The 17,364-nt window shown below is 56.1% G+C and carries 9 protein-coding genes; 8 read left to right on the forward strand and 1 reads right to left on the reverse strand.

Going from position 1 to position 17,364, the window contains the following annotated elements; genetic code table 11:
* Window positions 1-35: 35 nt before the first annotated feature.
* A complete protein-coding gene (gene mnmL / locus FH974_RS13290) occupies window positions 36-977 on the reverse strand; it encodes a tRNA modification radical SAM protein MnmL/YtqA (protein ID WP_047886442.1) in 942 nt (313 codons plus the stop codon).
* A gap of 599 nt (window positions 978-1,576) precedes the next feature.
* On the opposite strand from mnmL, the gene gltB (FH974_RS13295) reads away from it, so the two are divergent.
* The 8 genes from gltB (FH974_RS13295) (at window position 1,577) to FH974_RS13330 (ending at window position 17,200) form a co-directional block, all read left to right on the forward strand.
* The gene (gltB, locus tag FH974_RS13295) at window positions 1,577-6,154 is read left to right on the forward strand and encodes a glutamate synthase large subunit (RefSeq protein ID WP_207103340.1); all 4,578 of its coding nucleotides are present in this window, start codon (window positions 1,577-1,579) and stop codon (window positions 6,152-6,154) included.
* Complete coding sequence (locus FH974_RS13300) at window positions 6,147-7,616, forward strand: glutamate synthase subunit beta (protein ID WP_047886440.1); 1,470 nt, start codon at window positions 6,147-6,149, stop codon at window positions 7,614-7,616. The genes gltB (FH974_RS13295) and FH974_RS13300 overlap by 8 nt, the downstream gene beginning before the upstream one ends.
* A gap of 373 nt (window positions 7,617-7,989) precedes the next feature.
* Window positions 7,990-12,453, forward strand: coding sequence for a glutamate synthase large subunit (gene gltB / locus FH974_RS13305; protein WP_047886439.1), 4,464 nt, complete (start codon window positions 7,990-7,992; stop codon window positions 12,451-12,453).
* Between the two features lie 12 nt (window positions 12,454-12,465).
* Window positions 12,466-13,878, forward strand: a complete 1,413-nt coding sequence (locus FH974_RS13310) for an FAD-dependent oxidoreductase (RefSeq protein WP_047886438.1) — start codon at window positions 12,466-12,468, stop codon at window positions 13,876-13,878.
* A 117-nt stretch (window positions 13,879-13,995) separates the two neighbouring features.
* Window positions 13,996-14,694, forward strand: coding sequence for a 5'-methylthioadenosine/S-adenosylhomocysteine nucleosidase (gene mtnN, locus FH974_RS13315; RefSeq protein ID WP_047886437.1), 699 nt, complete (start codon window positions 13,996-13,998; stop codon window positions 14,692-14,694).
* On the forward strand, window positions 14,694-15,650 hold the full coding sequence (locus FH974_RS13320) for a cobalamin biosynthesis family protein (RefSeq protein WP_047886436.1): 957 nt from the start codon (window positions 14,694-14,696) through the stop codon (window positions 15,648-15,650). Before mtnN ends, FH974_RS13320 begins: the two co-directional genes overlap by 1 nt.
* Window positions 15,651-16,472: a vitamin B12 ABC transporter substrate-binding protein BtuF gene (gene btuF, locus FH974_RS13325; protein ID WP_053061902.1), complete on the forward strand. Its 822-nt coding sequence runs from the start codon at window positions 15,651-15,653 to the stop codon at window positions 16,470-16,472.
* A gap of 116 nt (window positions 16,473-16,588) precedes the next feature.
* Complete coding sequence (locus FH974_RS13330) at window positions 16,589-17,200, forward strand: TRIC cation channel family protein (RefSeq protein WP_047886435.1); 612 nt, start codon at window positions 16,589-16,591, stop codon at window positions 17,198-17,200.
* The last annotated feature ends 164 nt before the right edge of the window (window positions 17,201-17,364 follow it).

The following is a 17,364-nucleotide window of genomic DNA, read 5'->3' on the forward strand; positions in this document are numbered from 1 at the left end:
CACAGATCTTAACCTTCCGTTTGCTACTGATTGCACTATTTGAGAGGCTGAGCCCGTACAACGTCGAAGGGGGCTCCCAATGCCGCACCTTGTCCGCCGTTCACATTCAGATCACGGCCGATTTCGGTCATCGCCAGCCAGCGGTTTTCACACCATTCCGGCGCCAGCAGGGTCGGTTTGCGGGCACTGGCCGACACCCGGTGATACACCACCTCCGGCGGGGTACGCCGGATCATCTCCGCCGCAATCGCGCTGTAACTTTCCAGTGACAGGGCTGCCAAACGGCCGGCTTTCCAGGCCTGCCCCATTTTGCTGCCTTCAACAATATGGAGCGGGTGCAGCTTAATACCGTCCACGCCTGTCGCCACCACCTGATCGATCGTTGCCAGATTATCCTCACGGGAGTCCCCCGGCAGGCCGACAATCAGGTGAGCACACACTTTCAGTCCCAGCTCACGGGCACGGCGGGCTATCGTCTGATAACAGGCAAAGTCGTGACCGCGGTTAATGCGCTTCAGGGTTTTATCATTGGCGGTCTGTAGCCCCAGCTCCAGCCAGATTTCATAGCCCTGCCGCTGATACCCGGCCAGCAGGGCCAGCACGTCATCCGGCACGCAGTCCGGGCGGGTTCCTACACACAGTCCGACAATATCGGTGGTACGCAAGGCTTCTTCATACATCTGTTCCAGGCGCTGCACTTCCGCATAAGTACTGGTGTATGCCTGAAAATAAGCCAGATAGCGCTGGGCCCGGTTCACTTCTCCGGCGCGCGTCGCCAGCTGGACGCTGATGGGCTGATACTGGGCCTGCTCATCGGCAAAAGAGGCCACATTGCAAAACGTGCATCCTCCGCGCCCGATCGTACCGTCCCGGTTGGGGCAGCTGAATCCACCGTGCAGGGTCAGTTTATGGACTTTTTCACCGTAGCGGCGCTGTAAATCCTGGCCAAATGTATTCACCAGCTCATGCAGTTGCATTCTGTTTTTCCTCGGCTTGCAGGGAGTAACAAAGAGCCGCACAGCGTACCAGTCTCAGCACATTCCAAACTTGTGCCAAAGCAAGAAAGATACTTTTTATTTCATTTCACCAAGATGAAAATAACCTACATTTAAGAATGTAAAGAACATTCCACTTCCTTATTGGCTTTTTACTTACTTGACCCACACCTTCCAAAAATATGCAAAATGAGAACCATTATCGAATATTTAGCCAAATTAAATTACAAAACTATTCAAAGAGCACCTCGTTCAGGCTTTTCAGGGGCCAATTTTTGTTGGTAATTAATAAATCAAAAATGTAGGATAGTTACAGCTGTGTGCAATTAATGAACAATAAAAGCAACTGAACCTCACGTTTTGTAACGGTTTATGTTGCCTACCCTCAGAGCTGTCAGTGCTTTTGCATACCAGAGCAAAGAACAACAGCATTTCGTTTGCTTTGACAGACAACATCCCACAGCAACGCCATCGGCACAGCCGGACAGGAGTCCACCATAGGCTGACGCCGGTCGGAACAATAATCATAGGGATAACTCAAGTGCCCGGAAGGTACTTGTTGCAACTGGAAGGAAGTATCTATGACAGAGCAAGAGCTGAATGCTCAGGGCCTGTATGTGCCTGAACTCGAGCACGATGCCTGTGGTATCGGCTTTGTAGCCCACCTCAAGAACCGAAAATCCCACGACATTGTCACCCAGGCCCTGGATATGCTTGCCCGTATGGAGCACCGTGGTGGTCAGGGTTGTGACCCATGCAGTGGTGATGGTGCCGGTATTTTGCTGCAGAAACCCCACGAATTCCTCCTGGAGGAAGCCGTAAAACAGGGGATTCGTCTGCCGTCGTTTGATCAGTACGGCGTGGGGGTCGTTCTGTTCCCGAAAGATGAATACAAACGTCAGCAGTGCCGCGACATTCTGGAGCGCAATGCCAAACGCCTGGATCTGGAAGTGCTGGGCTACCGGGTGTTGCCGGTCGATAACTCGATGATCGGGGAAGACCCGCTCAGCACCGAACCCCAGTTTGAGCATGTGTTCATCAGCGGTGGCCCGAGCCTGGAGCCAGCGGCGCTGGAACGTAAACTGTATGTGCTGCGCAATTACACCATCCGTGTGTGCCTGGAAAGCATCTCGAATATCGGTGACGATTTCTACATTAACTCTCTGTCATACAAGACGCTGGTTTACAAAGGCCAGCTGACCACAGAACAAGTGCCGCAATATTTCCTAGACCTGCAAAACCCGTCGATGGTCACGGCGCTGGCGCTGGTTCACTCTCGCTTTTCAACCAACACCTTCCCGAAATGGCGCTTGGCTCAGCCTTTCCGTTACATTGCCCACAACGGTGAAATCAACACCGTGCGCGGTAACCTGAACTGGATGAAAGCCCGCGAAGCCATTCTGGAATCCGACCTGTTTACCCAGCAGGAAATCGACATGCTGCTGCCAATCTGTCAGGAAGGCAGCTCCGATTCTGCCAACTTCGACATGGCACTGGAACTGCTGGTACTTTCCGGTCGCAGCCTGCCGCACGCACTGATGATGCTGATCCCGGAAGCCTGGCAGGAAAACAAAACCATGGATCCGAAGCGTCGTGCGTTCTACCAGTACCACGCCAACCTGATGGAACCGTGGGATGGCCCGGCTTCGGTCTGCTTTACCGACGGCGTTCAGGTTGGGGCCACGCTGGACCGAAACGGTCTGCGCCCGTCTCGCTATACCGTGACCAAAGACGACTTCCTGATCATGGCCTCAGAATCGGGCGTGGTGGAAATCGTGCCGGAAAATATCCAGTTCCGGGGCCGCCTCCAGCCGGGCCGGATCTTTGTTGCCGATCTGGAACAAGGCCGCATCATTTCCGATGAGGAAGTGAAAGATACCATCGCATCGGCTCAACCTTACGAGCAATGGGTGCAAGACAACCTGCTGAGCCTGAAAGCGCTGCCGGATGCCGGGAACGTGCATCACCAGCCCTCACCGGAACGCCTGCTGCATCACCAGCAAGCCTTCGGCATCAGCTCGGAAGAAGTGAACGACATTATCGTGCCTCTAGCCCAGACAGGCTACGAGCCTCTGACCGCCATGGGGGCCGACTGGCCGCTGGCTGTGCTGTCACACCAATCCCAGCATTTATCGAATTACTTCAAGCAGCTGTTTGCTCAGGTGACCAACCCACCGATTGACCCAATCCGCGAACGGATGGTGATGTCGCTCAACACCTATCTGGGCAAAGATCAGAACCTGCTGACCGAAACCCCGCTGCACTGCCAGAAAGTGGAACTGGAATCCCCGGTTCTGAGCAACGCCGAGCTGGAAAAACTGCGCGCCATTGACAACGAGCACTTACAGGCGAAAACGCTGGATATCGTGTTCCGCGCCAGTGGAGAGCCGGGCAAACTGGAACGAGCTCTGAAGCGGATCTGCCAGTACTCGGAAGATGCGGTGATCGACGGTTACTCCATCATTATCCTGACGGACCGCGCCGTGAACTCCAACCATGCGGCAATTCCGGCCATGCTGGCTGTGGGAGCGGTTCACCACCACCTGATCCGCAAAGGTCTGCGCGCCAAGTGTGACATCGTGGTGGAAACCGGTGACGCCCGTGAAACCCACCATTTTGCCACCCTGCTTGGCTATGGGGCCAATGCCGTCAACCCGTATCTGGTGACGGAAACCATTGTGGATCTGCAGCGTACCCGCAAGCTGGATCCGGCAACATCCGCGGAAGCGCTGTTTGAAAACTACCGCAAAGGGATCAACGGCGGCCTGCTCAAGATCTTCTCAAAGATGGGGATTTCGACCCTGCAATCCTACCACGGCGCTCAGATTTTCGAAGCGCTGGGGATCAGCAAAACGGTGATCGACAAATACTTCACCGGCACTGTCTCCCGTATTCAGGGGCTGACTATCGACGACATCGCCAGAGAAGTGCTGATCCGTCACCGTGTCGGCTACCCGACCCGCGAAGTGCCTATCCAGATGCTGGATGTAGGCGGGGTCTACCAGTGGAAACAGCGTGGTGAGAAACACCTGTTCAATCCGGAAACCATTTCGCTGCTGCAACAGTCGACCCGTAACAAAGACTATGCTCAGTTCAAACAATACGCCAAAACCGTCGATGATCAAGGAGACCATGCGGCGACCCTGCGCAGTCAGCTGGAATTTGTGAAAAACCCGGCCGGTGCCGTACCGCTCGATGACGTTGAACCGGTTGAGCACATCCTCAAGCGTTTTGCTACCGGGGCGATGAGTTTCGGCTCGATTTCCTATGAAGCGCACTCGACGCTGGCCGTCGCGATGAACCGTATCGGCGCCAAATCCAACTCCGGTGAAGGCGGTGAAGATCCGGCGCGTTTCGAGAAAAAAGACAATGGTGACTGGGAACGCTCAGCCATCAAGCAGGTTGCCTCCGGTCGTTTCGGGGTCACGTCATACTACCTGACCAACGCCGATGAGCTGCAAATCAAGATGGCACAGGGCGCCAAGCCAGGAGAAGGCGGTCAGTTACCGGGAGATAAAGTCGATGACTGGATCGGGGCAACCCGTCACTCCACGCCGGGCGTCGGCCTGATCTCACCACCGCCGCACCACGATATCTACTCGATTGAGGATCTGGCGCAGCTGATCTATGACCTGAAAAATGCCAACCGCACCTCACGGGTTAACGTCAAGCTGGTATCCGAAGCCGGGGTCGGCACCATCGCCTCCGGCGTTGCCAAAGCCAAAGCCGATGTGGTCCTGATTGCCGGTTTTGACGGCGGAACAGGGGCATCACCGATGTCGTCAATTCGTCACACCGGCTTGCCGTGGGAATTGGGACTGGCTGAAACCCACCAGACGCTGCTGAAAAACGGCCTGCGTAACCGGATCGTTGTCCAGTCAGATGGCCAGATGAAAACGCCGCGCGACCTGGCGGTTGCCACTTTGCTGGGTGCCGAAGAATGGGGGATCGCCACCGCCGCGCTGGTCGTGGAAGGCTGTATCATGATGCGTAAGTGTCACAAGAACACCTGTCCGGTGGGTATCGCAACCCAGAACAAATCCCTGCGCGAGCGCTTTGATGGCCGCGTTGAAGACGTAGTAACCTTCTTCCATTACATGGCACAAGGTCTGCGTGAAATCATGGCTGAACTGGGCTTCCGTACGATAGACGAAATGGTTGGTCAGGCGCAGAAACTGAAAGTTCGTGACAATATCGGCCACTGGAAATACCAGAACCTCGATCTCAGCCCGGTGCTGTTCATCGAGCAGCCTCGTGACGAAGACGGCATCTACAACCAGCGTGAGCAGAACCACGGCCTGGAAGACGTGCTTGATCGTAAGCTGATCGAGGTTGCCGCCCCTGCCCTGTATGAAGGCAAACCGGTTGAGGCGGAATTTGACATCATCAATACCGACCGCAGCACCGGCACCATGTTGTCGAACGAGATCTCCAAGATCTACAAAGACAAAGGCCTGCCGCAGCCAATGAACATCAAGTTCAACGGCTCTGCCGGACAGAGCTTCGGTGCCTTCCTGGCCAAAGGGGTCAAGTTCGCCGTGGAAGGCGATGCCAATGACTACTGGGGCAAAGGCTTATCCGGCGGTACGCTGGTGCTGTACCCGGATGCCCGCGCCGACATTGTGCCGGAAGACAACATCGTGGTCGGTAACGTCTGCTTCTATGGCGCGACGTCCGGTGAATCCTTTATCCGCGGCAAGGCCGGTGAGCGCTTCTGTGTGCGCAACTCCGGTGCCCATGTGGTTGTAGAAGGTGTCGGCGACCACGGTTGTGAATACATGACCGGCGGGGTGGCGATCATCCTGGGTCAGACCGGCCGCAACTTTGCCGCCGGGATGAGCGGCGGGGTGGCCTATGTCTGGGATCAGTTTGACGACTTCGCGACCAAACTCAACCCTGAGCTGGTTGACTTGGATCCTCTGGACAGTGACGACCAGGCCCTGCTGCGAGACATGCTGACCAAACATGTGGAATACACCGGCAGTACCGTCGCACAGACCTTCCTGGCACATTTTGAAGCCAATCTGGGCAAAATGGTTAAGGTAATGCCGCGCGACTACAAAGCGGCACTCGAGAAACGCAAAGCGGAAGCAGAACAAGCGACAGTTGCAGAGGCAGACGTCGCAGACAAGGACGTGTTGGAGGCCATCGATGGGTAAGCCTACTGGATTTCTGGAATTTGGCCGCGAGCTGCCAAAGAAAGTTGACCCGAGCGTACGAATTCAGGACAACAAGGAATTTGTCCTGAACCAAGAGTTCGGAGAGAAAATCAACACGCAGGCTGCGCGTTGTATGGACTGTGGGGTGCCGTTTTGCCATAACGGTTGTCCTATCGGCAACATCATTCCGGAGTTTAATGACGCGGTTTACCGCGACAGCTGGGAAGAAGCCTGGAATATCCTGAGCTCAACCAACAACTTCCCGGAATTTACCGGTCGTGTCTGTCCGGCACCTTGTGAAAGCAGTTGTGTGTTGGGGATCAATCAGGATCCGATCACCATCTGTAATATCGAGAAAACCATTGTCGAGACGGCGTACCGTGAAGGGTACGCCAAACCGAGAACGCCTCGCAGCCGTACCGGCAAAACCGTGGCGATCATTGGTTCCGGACCATCCGGCCTCGCCGCCGCCGAGCAGCTAAACAGCGCCGGTCACAGCGTTACCGTGTTTGAGCGCGACGAAAAAGTGGGTGGCCTGCTCCGCTTTGGCATTCCGGATTTCAAGCTCGGCATGGACATCATTGATCGCAAAATCAACCTGATGGCCGACGCCGGGATCAAATTTGAAGTCAACGCGCATGTAGGAGTGAACATCAATGCCCAACAGCTGCGTCAGGACTTTGATGTGGTGCTGCTGACCGGTGGTTCCACCGTTCCGCGTAACCTGCCCATCCCGGGCCGAGAGCTGAAAGGCGTTCACTTTGCCATGGAGTTTCTGGCACAGAACAACCGCCGCGCCAACAACATGGATCTGAAAACGGAAGAAATCCATGCCAAAGGCAAACACGTGGTGGTCATCGGTGGCGGTGACACCGGCTCCGACTGTGTCGGCACCTCTAACCGCCACGGTGCGGCCAGCATTACTCAGGTGGAGATCATGCCGATGCCGCCGGAAAAACGCCCGGTGAATCAGCCATGGCCGTCTTACCCGATGATCCTGCGGACCTCGACGTCTCACGAAGAGGGCTGTGAACGTCACTGGAACATCCTGACCAAAGAGTTTATCGGCGACGAAGCAGGCAATGTCAAAGCCCTGCGTATTGCCGATATTCAGTGGCAGGATGCCAAGCCAGGCGAGCGTCCGGGGTTTGAGGAAATCCCAGGGTCAGAGCGCATTATCCCTTGTGATATGGCCTTCCTGGCGATGGGCTTCTTGCATCCGGAACCACACGGGGTGCTGGCACAGCTGGATATCGCCCTGGATGAACGCGGCAACGTGGCCACCCAAGGCTTCGCCACCAACCAGAAAGGCATTTTTGCCGCCGGTGACATGCGAACCGGCCAATCGCTGGTCGTCCGCTGTATCAATGAAGGACGTGAATGCGCCCGTGAAATTGATGCTTACCTGATGGGTAACAGCAATCTGGAAGCGAAAGCCGACTCCCTGATGCTTTCTGCCTAAGGGCAGAATCGCTGCCAAAATCAGTATTTGTAGCATATAAAACAAACCGGCCTAACCAGGCCGGTTTTTTATGCTTTTCGTTTTCCTGAACGTCATATTTATTCACTTTCAATTTGTTAACTCCGTCGCATTCTTTGCTTCCCGCGCACCAAATATTAACGGTTTGTTAAACCCGCGAACAATGTTTGACCTTTCTGTAATTAGCCGTTAACGTGAAAGGTCGCTGGAAGCACATGAATACCTTTAGCCGTACCTGAACAACAATAAAAACGTGGAAAGGAAACAGTGCTTAGGTAAGTTTTGGACGGTCAGGATGACTGTCAAAAAAATGCAGTAACACTGCTTATTCAGGCAGATGCTAGGGAGAGTTGCAATGACACTGTATGACCCAACGCTGGATAAGGACAACTGTGGCTTCGGGCTAATCGCCCATATAGAAGGACAAACCAGCCACAAGCTTGTACGTACCGCGATTTCCGCTCTTGACCGAATGACCCACCGTGGTGGTATTGCCGCCGACGGGAAAACGGGTGACGGTTGCGGACTTTTAATGAAGAAGCCCGATAGTTTTTACCGAATTATCGCCGAAGAAAAAGGCTGGAAACTCTCACGCGAATTTGCGCTGGGGATGGTTTTCCTCAGTCAGGATCCGGTATTGGCCGAACAGGCCCGTACCATCATCAATGAAGAGCTGGCCAAAGAAACCCTGTCGCTGGTGGGCTGGCGTGAAGTGCCTATCAACCCGAAAGTTCTGGGCCCGATTGCGACAGAAAATCTGCCGAACATCGAGCAGGTCTTTGTCAATGCCCCGGCCGGCTGGAAGCCGCGCGATATCGATCGCCGCCTATACGTTGCCCGTCGCCGTATCGAAAAACGCATCAGCAGCGACCCGGATTTCTACATCTGCAGCCTGTCAACGCAAGTCACGGTCTACAAAGGCCTGTGCATGCCGGCGGACCTGCCGCGCTTTTATAAAGACTTAGGCGACATCCGTCTGGAGTCTTCTATCTGTCTGTTCCACCAACGCTTTTCAACCAATACCCAGCCCCGCTGGCCACTGGCACAGCCGTTCCGCTATCTGGCGCATAACGGTGAAATCAACACCATTGCCGGTAACCGACAGTGGGCACGCGCCCGGGCATATAAATTCGCCTCGCCGCTGCTGCCGGATCTGCAAAATGCCGCGCCGTTCGTTAATGAGACCGGTTCGGACTCCTCCAGCCTCGATAACATGCTGGAGCTGTTCCTGTCCGGCGGGATGGATCTGTTCCGCGCCATGCGAATGCTGGTCCCGCCAGCATGGCAAAACCACCCGGACATGGATCCTGAGCTGCGCGCTTTCTATGATTTCAACTCCATGCACATGGAACCGTGGGACGGCCCGGCCGGGATCGTGATGTCCGACGGTCGCTACGCGGCCTGTAACCTAGACCGCAACGGCCTGCGCCCGGCGCGCTATGTGATCACCAAAGACAAACTGATCACCCTGGCGTCGGAAGTCGGGATCTGGGATTACGCTCCGGATGAAGTGGCTGAAAAAGGCCGCGTTGGCCCGGGCGAGTTGCTGGTAATCGATACCAAGTTCGGCAAGATCTGGCATTCTGATGACATCGATAATGATCTGATGGAACGCCATCCCTATAAAGAGTGGATGGACAGCCACGTTAAGCGTCTGGTGCCGTTTGAAGATCTCGGCGACGATCAGGTTGGCAGCCGTTCGCTGAGCGACAACGAGTTGTCGACCTACCAGAAGCTGTTCGGCATCAGCCGGGAAGAGCTGGATCAGGTCATCCGAGTGATGGGCGAGATAGGTCAGGAGGCAACTGGCTCCATGGGCGATGACGCCCCGATGGCCGTGCTCTCGTCCAAAGAGCGCGCGGTTACTGATTATTTCCGCCAGATGTTTGCCCAGGTCACTAACCCGCCAATCGATCCGCTGCGGGAAAAACACGTGATGTCGCTGGCCACCTGTATCGGCCGCGAGATGAACGTCTTCTGCGAAACCGACGGTCACGCATATCGGGTAGCCTTTGCCTCACCGGTCCTACTGTACTCAGATTTGGTACAGTTGCTGGAGCTGGACGATCAGCATTATCGCAACAGCATCATCGACATCAATTTCGATCCTAGCGAGAAAGATCTGAAGCAAGCGATTCTGGATGTCTGTGATCAGGCTGAGCGGCTGGTGCGTAACGGTACCGTTCTGCTGGTGCTGTCTGACCGTGGCGTAACGCCAGAGAAACTGCCGATTCCGGCAGCGATGGCGGTCGGCGCGGTCCAAAACCGACTGGTGGCGCAAAACCTGCGCTGTGATGCCAACATCATTGTGGAAACAGCTGCAGCACGCGATCCGCACCAATTTGCGGTACTGCTCGGCTTCGGGGCCACCGCGATCTACCCTTACCTAGCCTATGAATCACTGGGTAAGCTGGCTGACAGCGGCGCTCTGACCCACCCTTACCGCGAAGTGATGCTGAACTTCCGGAACAGTATCAACAAGGGTCTGTACAAGATCATGTCGAAGATGGGGATCTCAACCATCGCCTCTTACCGCTGCTCCATGCTGTTTGAAGCCGTGGGTCTCGACAGTGAAGTGGTTGATCTGTGCTTCAAAGGCGTCTCCAGCCGTATTCAGGGCGCAGGTTTCAGCGATTTTCAGCAGGATCTGTTTAACCTGTCCCGTCGGGCTTGGCTGAAACGCAAGCCTATCGAGCACGGCGGTCTGCTCAAATACGTCCACGGCGGTGAATTTCACGCCTATAACCCGGATGTGGTCGGCACCCTGCAAAAAGCCGTACGCAGTGGCGACTACCAGGACTACCTCGCGTTTGCCCGCGAGGTCAACGAGCGTCCGGTGGCCGCCATCCGTGACCTGTTCAAACTCAAAACCAGTGGCGACCCGATTGCCCTGGAGCAAGTGGAAGCGGCTACTGAGCTGTTCAAACGCTTTGACTCCGCGGCAATGTCTATCGGTGCTTTGAGTCCGGAAGCGCATGAAGCGCTGGCCATTGCGATGAATCGCCTCGGCGGTTACTCAAACTCCGGTGAAGGCGGTGAAGATCCGCGTCGCTTCAACACCGAACGTAACTCGCGTATCAAACAGGTGGCCTCCGGTCGCTTCGGGGTCACACCGCACTATCTGGTGAACGCCGATGTCCTGCAAATCAAGGTCGCCCAAGGGGCAAAACCGGGTGAAGGTGGCCAGTTGCCGGGGCACAAAGTCACGACGGAAATCGCCAAGCTGCGCTTTGCGGTACCGGGCGTCACTCTGATCTCACCACCGCCGCACCACGATATTTACTCGATTGAAGATCTGGCGCAGCTGATTTTCGACCTCAAGCAGGTCAATCCGGATGCACTGGTGTCCGTCAAACTGGTTTCTGAGCCGGGCGTCGGCACGATCGCGACCGGGGTTGCCAAAGCCTACGCCGATCTGATCACCATTTCCGGCTACGACGGCGGTACTGGTGCCAGCCCGCTCACCTCTGTGAAATATGCCGGTAGCCCGTGGGAATTAGGACTGGCCGAGACCCAGCAGGCACTGGTGGCCAACGGACTGCGCCACAAAATCCGCCTGCAGGTGGACGGCGGCCTGAAAACCGGGCTGGATGTGGTGAAAGCCGCCATTCTCGGGGCCGAAAGCTTTGGTTTTGGTACGGCGCCCATGGTAGCTCTGGGCTGTAAATACCTGCGTATCTGTCACCTCAACAACTGCGCTACCGGGGTCGCGACCCAGGATGAAACCCTGCGCCGTGATTTCTTTAAAGGGCTGCCGGATCAGGTCATGAACTACTTTATCGGCCTCGGCCAGGAAGTGCGTGACCTGCTGGCCACTCTGGGCGTCGAGAAACTGACTGACCTGATTGGCCGCACTGACTTACTGGAAGTTGTGGAAGGTTACACGGCCAAACAGAGCAAATTGGATCTGTCGCCTATCCTGGCAACCGCAGAACCGCAGCCGGGCAAAACGCTGTACTGCAGCGAGCCTAATACACCGTTTGACCCGGCAACCCTGAACGCCGCGCTACTGGAGCAAGCACTACCGGCCATCGAAAGCCGCAGCGGAGCCGATATTTTCCAGAATATCCGTAACACGGACCGCTCAGTCGGTGCCCGCCTGTCGGGTGAAATAGCCAAACGCTGGGGCAACCAGGGCATGGCAGCCTCACCGATCAACCTGCACCTGACCGGCACCGCCGGGCAGTCGTTCGGGGTCTGGAACGCCGGCGGCCTGAATCTGTACCTGACCGGTGATGCCAACGACTACGTCGGTAAGGGCATGGCGGGCGGCCAGATTGTGATCCGCCCACCGGTAGGCTCGGCATTCAAGTCCAGCGATGCCACAATCGTCGGTAATACCTGCCTGTACGGCGCCACCGGCGGTAAGTTGTATGCAGCCGGTAAGGCCGGGGAGCGTTTCGGGGTACGTAACTCCGGCGCCATTGCGGTGATTGAAGGAGCCGGGGATAACGCCTGTGAGTACATGACCGGCGGTATCGTGGCAATTCTGGGCAAAACCGGGGTGAACTTCGGGGCCGGGATGACCGGTGGCTTCGCGTATATTCTGGATGAAGACGGCGATTTTGCCGGCCGGGTAAACCCGGAACTGGTTGAAGCCCTGCCACTGGCAGAGCTGAAAATCCACCAGGAGCACCTGCGCGGCCTGATTGACCAGCATCTGGAACACACCGGCTCCAGCCGGGCTCAGGAGATATTGGCTGAATTTGACCAGTGGATTCCGAAGTTCTATCTGGCGAAGCCAAAATCTGCCGATGTAAATACCCTGCTTGGTCACCAAAGCCTGTCGGCGGCCGAGCTGCGCGTTCAAGCACAATAGGGAGGGAGTCCGATGAGCCAGAACGTATACCAGTTTATTGATGTGGCGCGTATCGACCCACCCAAGAAACCACTGAAAGTGCGCAAGATTGAGTTTGTCGAAATTTACGAGCCGTTTACCCAGCAGCAGGCCAGCGCACAGGCTGACCGCTGTCTGGATTGTGGCAATCCGTACTGCGAATGGAAGTGCCCGGTGCACAACTACATTCCGCAGTGGCTAAAACTGGCCAATGAGGGACGGATTATTGAAGCGGTGGAGCTGTCCCACCAGACCAACACCCTGCCGGAAGTTTGTGGCCGGGTCTGCCCGCAGGATCGCCTGTGTGAAGGGTCCTGTACCCTGAATGACGATTTCGGCGCGGTCACTATCGGTAACGTGGAAAAATACATTACCGATAAAGCGTTTGAAATGGGCTGGAAACCGGACATGTCGCAGGTGGAATGGACCGACAAAAAAGTCGCGATTATCGGGGCCGGCCCTGCCGGTTTGTCATGTGCCGACATTCTGGTCCGCAACGGGGTCAAACCGGTGGTGTTTGACCGCTACCCGGAAATCGGAGGCCTGCTGACCTTCGGCATCCCGTCGTTCAAGCTGGAAAAAGAGGTCATGATCAATCGCCGCAAGGTCTTTACCGAAATGGGGGTGGAGTTCCGCCTCAATACCGAAGTCGGCAAAGATGTCTCGCTGGCTGAGCTGGTCAATGACTACGACGCGGTTTTTCTTGGTGTCGGCACGTACCAAAACATGCGTGCCGGACTGGACAACGAAGACGCGCCGGGAGTGTACGATGCCCTGCCGTTTTTGATCTCCAACACCTACCGGGTGATGGGGCTGGAAAGCGGCCCGGATTACATCGACATGAAAGGCAAAAACGTGGTGGTACTGGGCGGTGGTGATACCGCGATGGACTGCGTGCGCACCTCTGTCCGTCAGGGTGCCAAGAACGTGATCTGTGCATACCGCCGTGATGAAGCCAACATGCCGGGGTCAAAGCGGGAAGTCAAAAATGCCCGAGAGGAAGGCGTAAAATTCCAGTTTAACCTGCAGCCGATTGGTCTGGAACTGAACGATAAAGGCCACATCTCTGGGGTGAATATGGTGAAAACGGCGCTGGGTGAACCAGACGAAGCCGGTCGCCGCCGCCCACAGCCTGTCGAAGGCAGCGAGCACGTTCTGCCGGCGGATGCCGTGGTCATGGCGTTTGGCTTTCAGCCTCATGCGATGCCTTGGCTGAGCGAGTTTGACGTGGCGCTTGATGACTGGGGACGCATTAAAGCGCCAGCTCAGGCCGAGTTTGCCTACCAGACCACCAACCCGAAAATCTTTGCCGGTGGCGATGCGGTACGGGGCTCAGATCTGGTGGTGACCGCCATCGATGAAGGCCGCAAAGCCGCAGACGGTATCCTCAGCTATCTGGAACTCTGAATCTGGGCGTAACAAGGGCGGCAATTTGGCAATTGCCGCCACGCTCATGTTACAATCACACCATTCTAATCAGGCTCCCATTCGGGAGCCTTTGTTCACCAGCAAGAGATCCTATTGATGAAAATCGGCATTATTGGCGCGATGGAGCAAGAGGTTGCGATCCTGAAATCGCAACTGGCAAACTGTGAAACTCACCAGAAAGCAGGCTGTACCTTCTACACCGGGACGCTGAACGGCGCCGATGTGGTTCTGCTTCAGTCTGGCATTGGTAAAGTGGCAGCCGCTGTTGGCACAGCCGTTCTGCTGGAAGTGTTCCAGCCAGATGTCGTACTGAACACAGGTTCAGCCGGTGGTTTCGACAGCTCACTGAATGTAGGTGATGTGGTTATCTCAACGGAAGTACGCTACCACGATGCTGACGTAACGGCGTTTGGCTACGAAATTGGCCAGATGGCACAGCAACCAGCCGCTTTCCAGTCCGACGAAAAACTGATGGCCGTGGCAGAAAAAGCCCTGGCAGCAATGGGGGATATCCACGCCGTACGCGGTCTGATTTGTACAGGTGATGCTTTTGTTTGCTCAGCCGACAAACAGGCCTTCATCCGAGAACACTTCCCGTCAGTCGTTGCCGTCGAAATGGAAGCCGCAGCTATTGCTCAGGCTTGTCATCAGTTCAACGTTCCGTTTGTCGTTGTCCGTGCGATTTCAGATGTCGCGGATAAAGAATCGCCAATGAGCTTTGAAGAATTCCTGCCACTGGCCGCGAAAAGTTCTTCAGCCATGGTCAGCAAAATGGCTGAGATTCTGAGCCAATAATGAACGAAGCCATTGCCCTGCTGACCGCATCCCCTTACCTCCTGGCACTGTGGGGTGCCCTGGCATTGCAATGGCTGCTCCCCCTGCCCGCCGCCCTTCATCCGCTGCAAATATGGCAGCAACTGGCCCGCGCCATAGCTGACAGAGTCAACCACCCTGATGACGCCCCCCGCCAGCAACAACTGGCTGGTGCGCTGGCCTGGAGCGTAATGTGGCTGACCGTGCTGGTACTGCTGATTTGCCTCTACCAGCTGGTATGGATAGAAACGGCCTTTCACCTGCTGCTGCTCTGGATTGCGCTAGACTGGCGCAACACCCGCCAATTCAGTCAGGCTTTTATCCGGCATTACAGCCGGGAAGACAAGCAAGGCTGCCGCTTTCTACTCTCCACCCGTATCAACCGCCACACCGACTCATTGTCGTTGCTGGGGCTGGGTAAAGCCGGTGCGGAAACCCAACTGCTGGCATACGGCCGTCTGGTCGCAGGCGTGCTGTTCTGGTTTGGCATTGCAGGCGGCATCGGCGCCATTCTCTACCGGCTGGCGGTGTCACTGGCGCGGGTGTGGTCGCCAAGCCGACAGCAATATCGCCAGTTTGGCTTGCCGGCAGTAAGAATTCTGGCGCTGCTGGATATCGTCCCGCTTCGCCTGTTTGCCGTCCTGATCAGCCTCGGCCAAAACGTGCGCGTCGCCTGGCGCGGGCTCGCCAGTCAGGGAGAAGCCTGGCTGCTACCCGGTCCGGGCTGGTTACTGGTGGCAACCGGACACAAACTGTCGCTCTCTCTCGGTGGCCCGGCCATTTACGATACGATCAAGCGGGAGCGTCCGCGCCTGGGCGGCCCCATCTCCCCCGCCGCGCTGCACCTTGCCCAGATTGATCGACTGGTTAACCAACGCCTGATTGGCTGGGTGATCCTGCAAAGCCTGTTACTACTTCTGACTCAAGGAATGTTCTGAGTGCGTCTGCTTGCTTTCTGTTTTCTGTTGCTCAGCGCAGCAACCGCGACCGCCGCTGTGGAGCGGGTGATCAGTCTGTCCCCCCACACCACCGAACTGGCCTATGCTGCAGGGCTGGGCGATAAACTGGTTGCCGCCAGCGACTACAGTGACTACCCGGAAGCAGCCAAAGCCCTGGAGCGGGTCGCCAACTACCGCGGCATTAAACTGGAACGTATCGTGGCTCTGCAACCGGATTTGATTCTGGCATGGCAGGGCGGTAATCCGAGCCGGGAGATGGAGCGACTGGAGCAGCTCGGCTTCACCGTTTTTTATTCCAATCCGAAGACACTGACTGACATTGCCACCAGCCTGGAGGCCCTCGGCAAGTATGCCGATTCCCCGCAGCAGGCGAACGCGGCCGCTACCGATTTCCGCCAGCAGTTAAACGCACTGCAGCAAAGCCACCAGACCCAACGCCCGGTGAAATACTTTTATCAGCTCAGCGATGCCCCGATGATCACCCTGTCCGGCGAAAGCTGGCCAAGTCAGGTTTTTGCCCTGTGCGGGGGCCAAAATGTGTTCGCAGACAGTCCGGCAGCCTACCCGCAGGTCTCCGAAGAGCAAGTCATTATTCGCCAGCCGGAAGTGATTTTTGGCACCAACCATGCGGGCAGCCAACTGGCGCGCTGGAACAAGTGGCAGCAACAATTACCGGCCGTTGCCCGCGGTAATCTGTTCTTTCTGACCTCCGACTGGCTGAACCGCCCGACCCCCCGTACGCTTAAAGCGGCCCAGGAGGTATGCCACTACTTGGATAAGGTTCGCCAGCAGCCACACTGAGCCTTGTTAAAGTTATGTGACAACACTCACAAAGCCAATGTATCCGGTTGTGCGGCGAACGATTCCTCGTACAATCACGCGGTTTTTTAACTGACTTTGCGCAGGCGAGTAACCCCATGCTTATCTACATTCTTGATATGTTCGGAACGGCCGTGTTTGCCGCTTCGGGCGTTTTGCTGGCTGGCCGTCTCCGGATGGACCCGTTTGGGGTCGTGGTACTGGCCAGCGTCACGGCTATCGGCGGCGGTACCATCCGTGATATGGCGCTCGGCGCAACGCCGGTCTTCTGGATCACCGATACCAACTACCTGTGGGTGATCTTTATTACCTGCCTCATCAGCATGGTGGCAATCCGGCGCCCGCGGCAAATGCCTTGGTATATCCTGCCGGTTGCAGATGCCATCGGACTTGCCGTATTTGTCGCGATTGGCGTCGAGAAAGCCCTGCGCTTTGGTGCCACCCCGATGGTCGCGGTCATTATGGGGGTCATTACCGGTTGTGGCGGTGGGGTGATACGTGATGTGCTTGCCCGCGAAATCCCGATGGTTCTGCGTACCGAAGTCTATGCGACCGCCTGTATTCTTGGGGGAATTGTGCACACGGTGGCGCTGATAATGGGCGTGGAAACCGCACTGGCAACGCTGGTCGGCGTCATCACCACCCTAAGCATTCGACTGGCCGCTATCCGCTGGCACCTGTCATTGCCAACCTTCGCCTTAAGAAATTGATCCAGCCGGCAAAATAGCCTCAGTTTTTGCACCCATACATAAAAAGACTGCCAAACAGGCGGTCTTTTTTACGTCCCACACCAATTAAATAAACAAAAAACTTTATTTATCTACACCACCGCCTATCCTATTAGTAAATCAAAAACATTACTAATATGCTTTTA

It is taken from the genome of Photobacterium ganghwense, from assembly GCF_017329545.1.
Lineage (GTDB): Bacteria > Pseudomonadota > Gammaproteobacteria > Enterobacterales > Vibrionaceae > Photobacterium > Photobacterium ganghwense.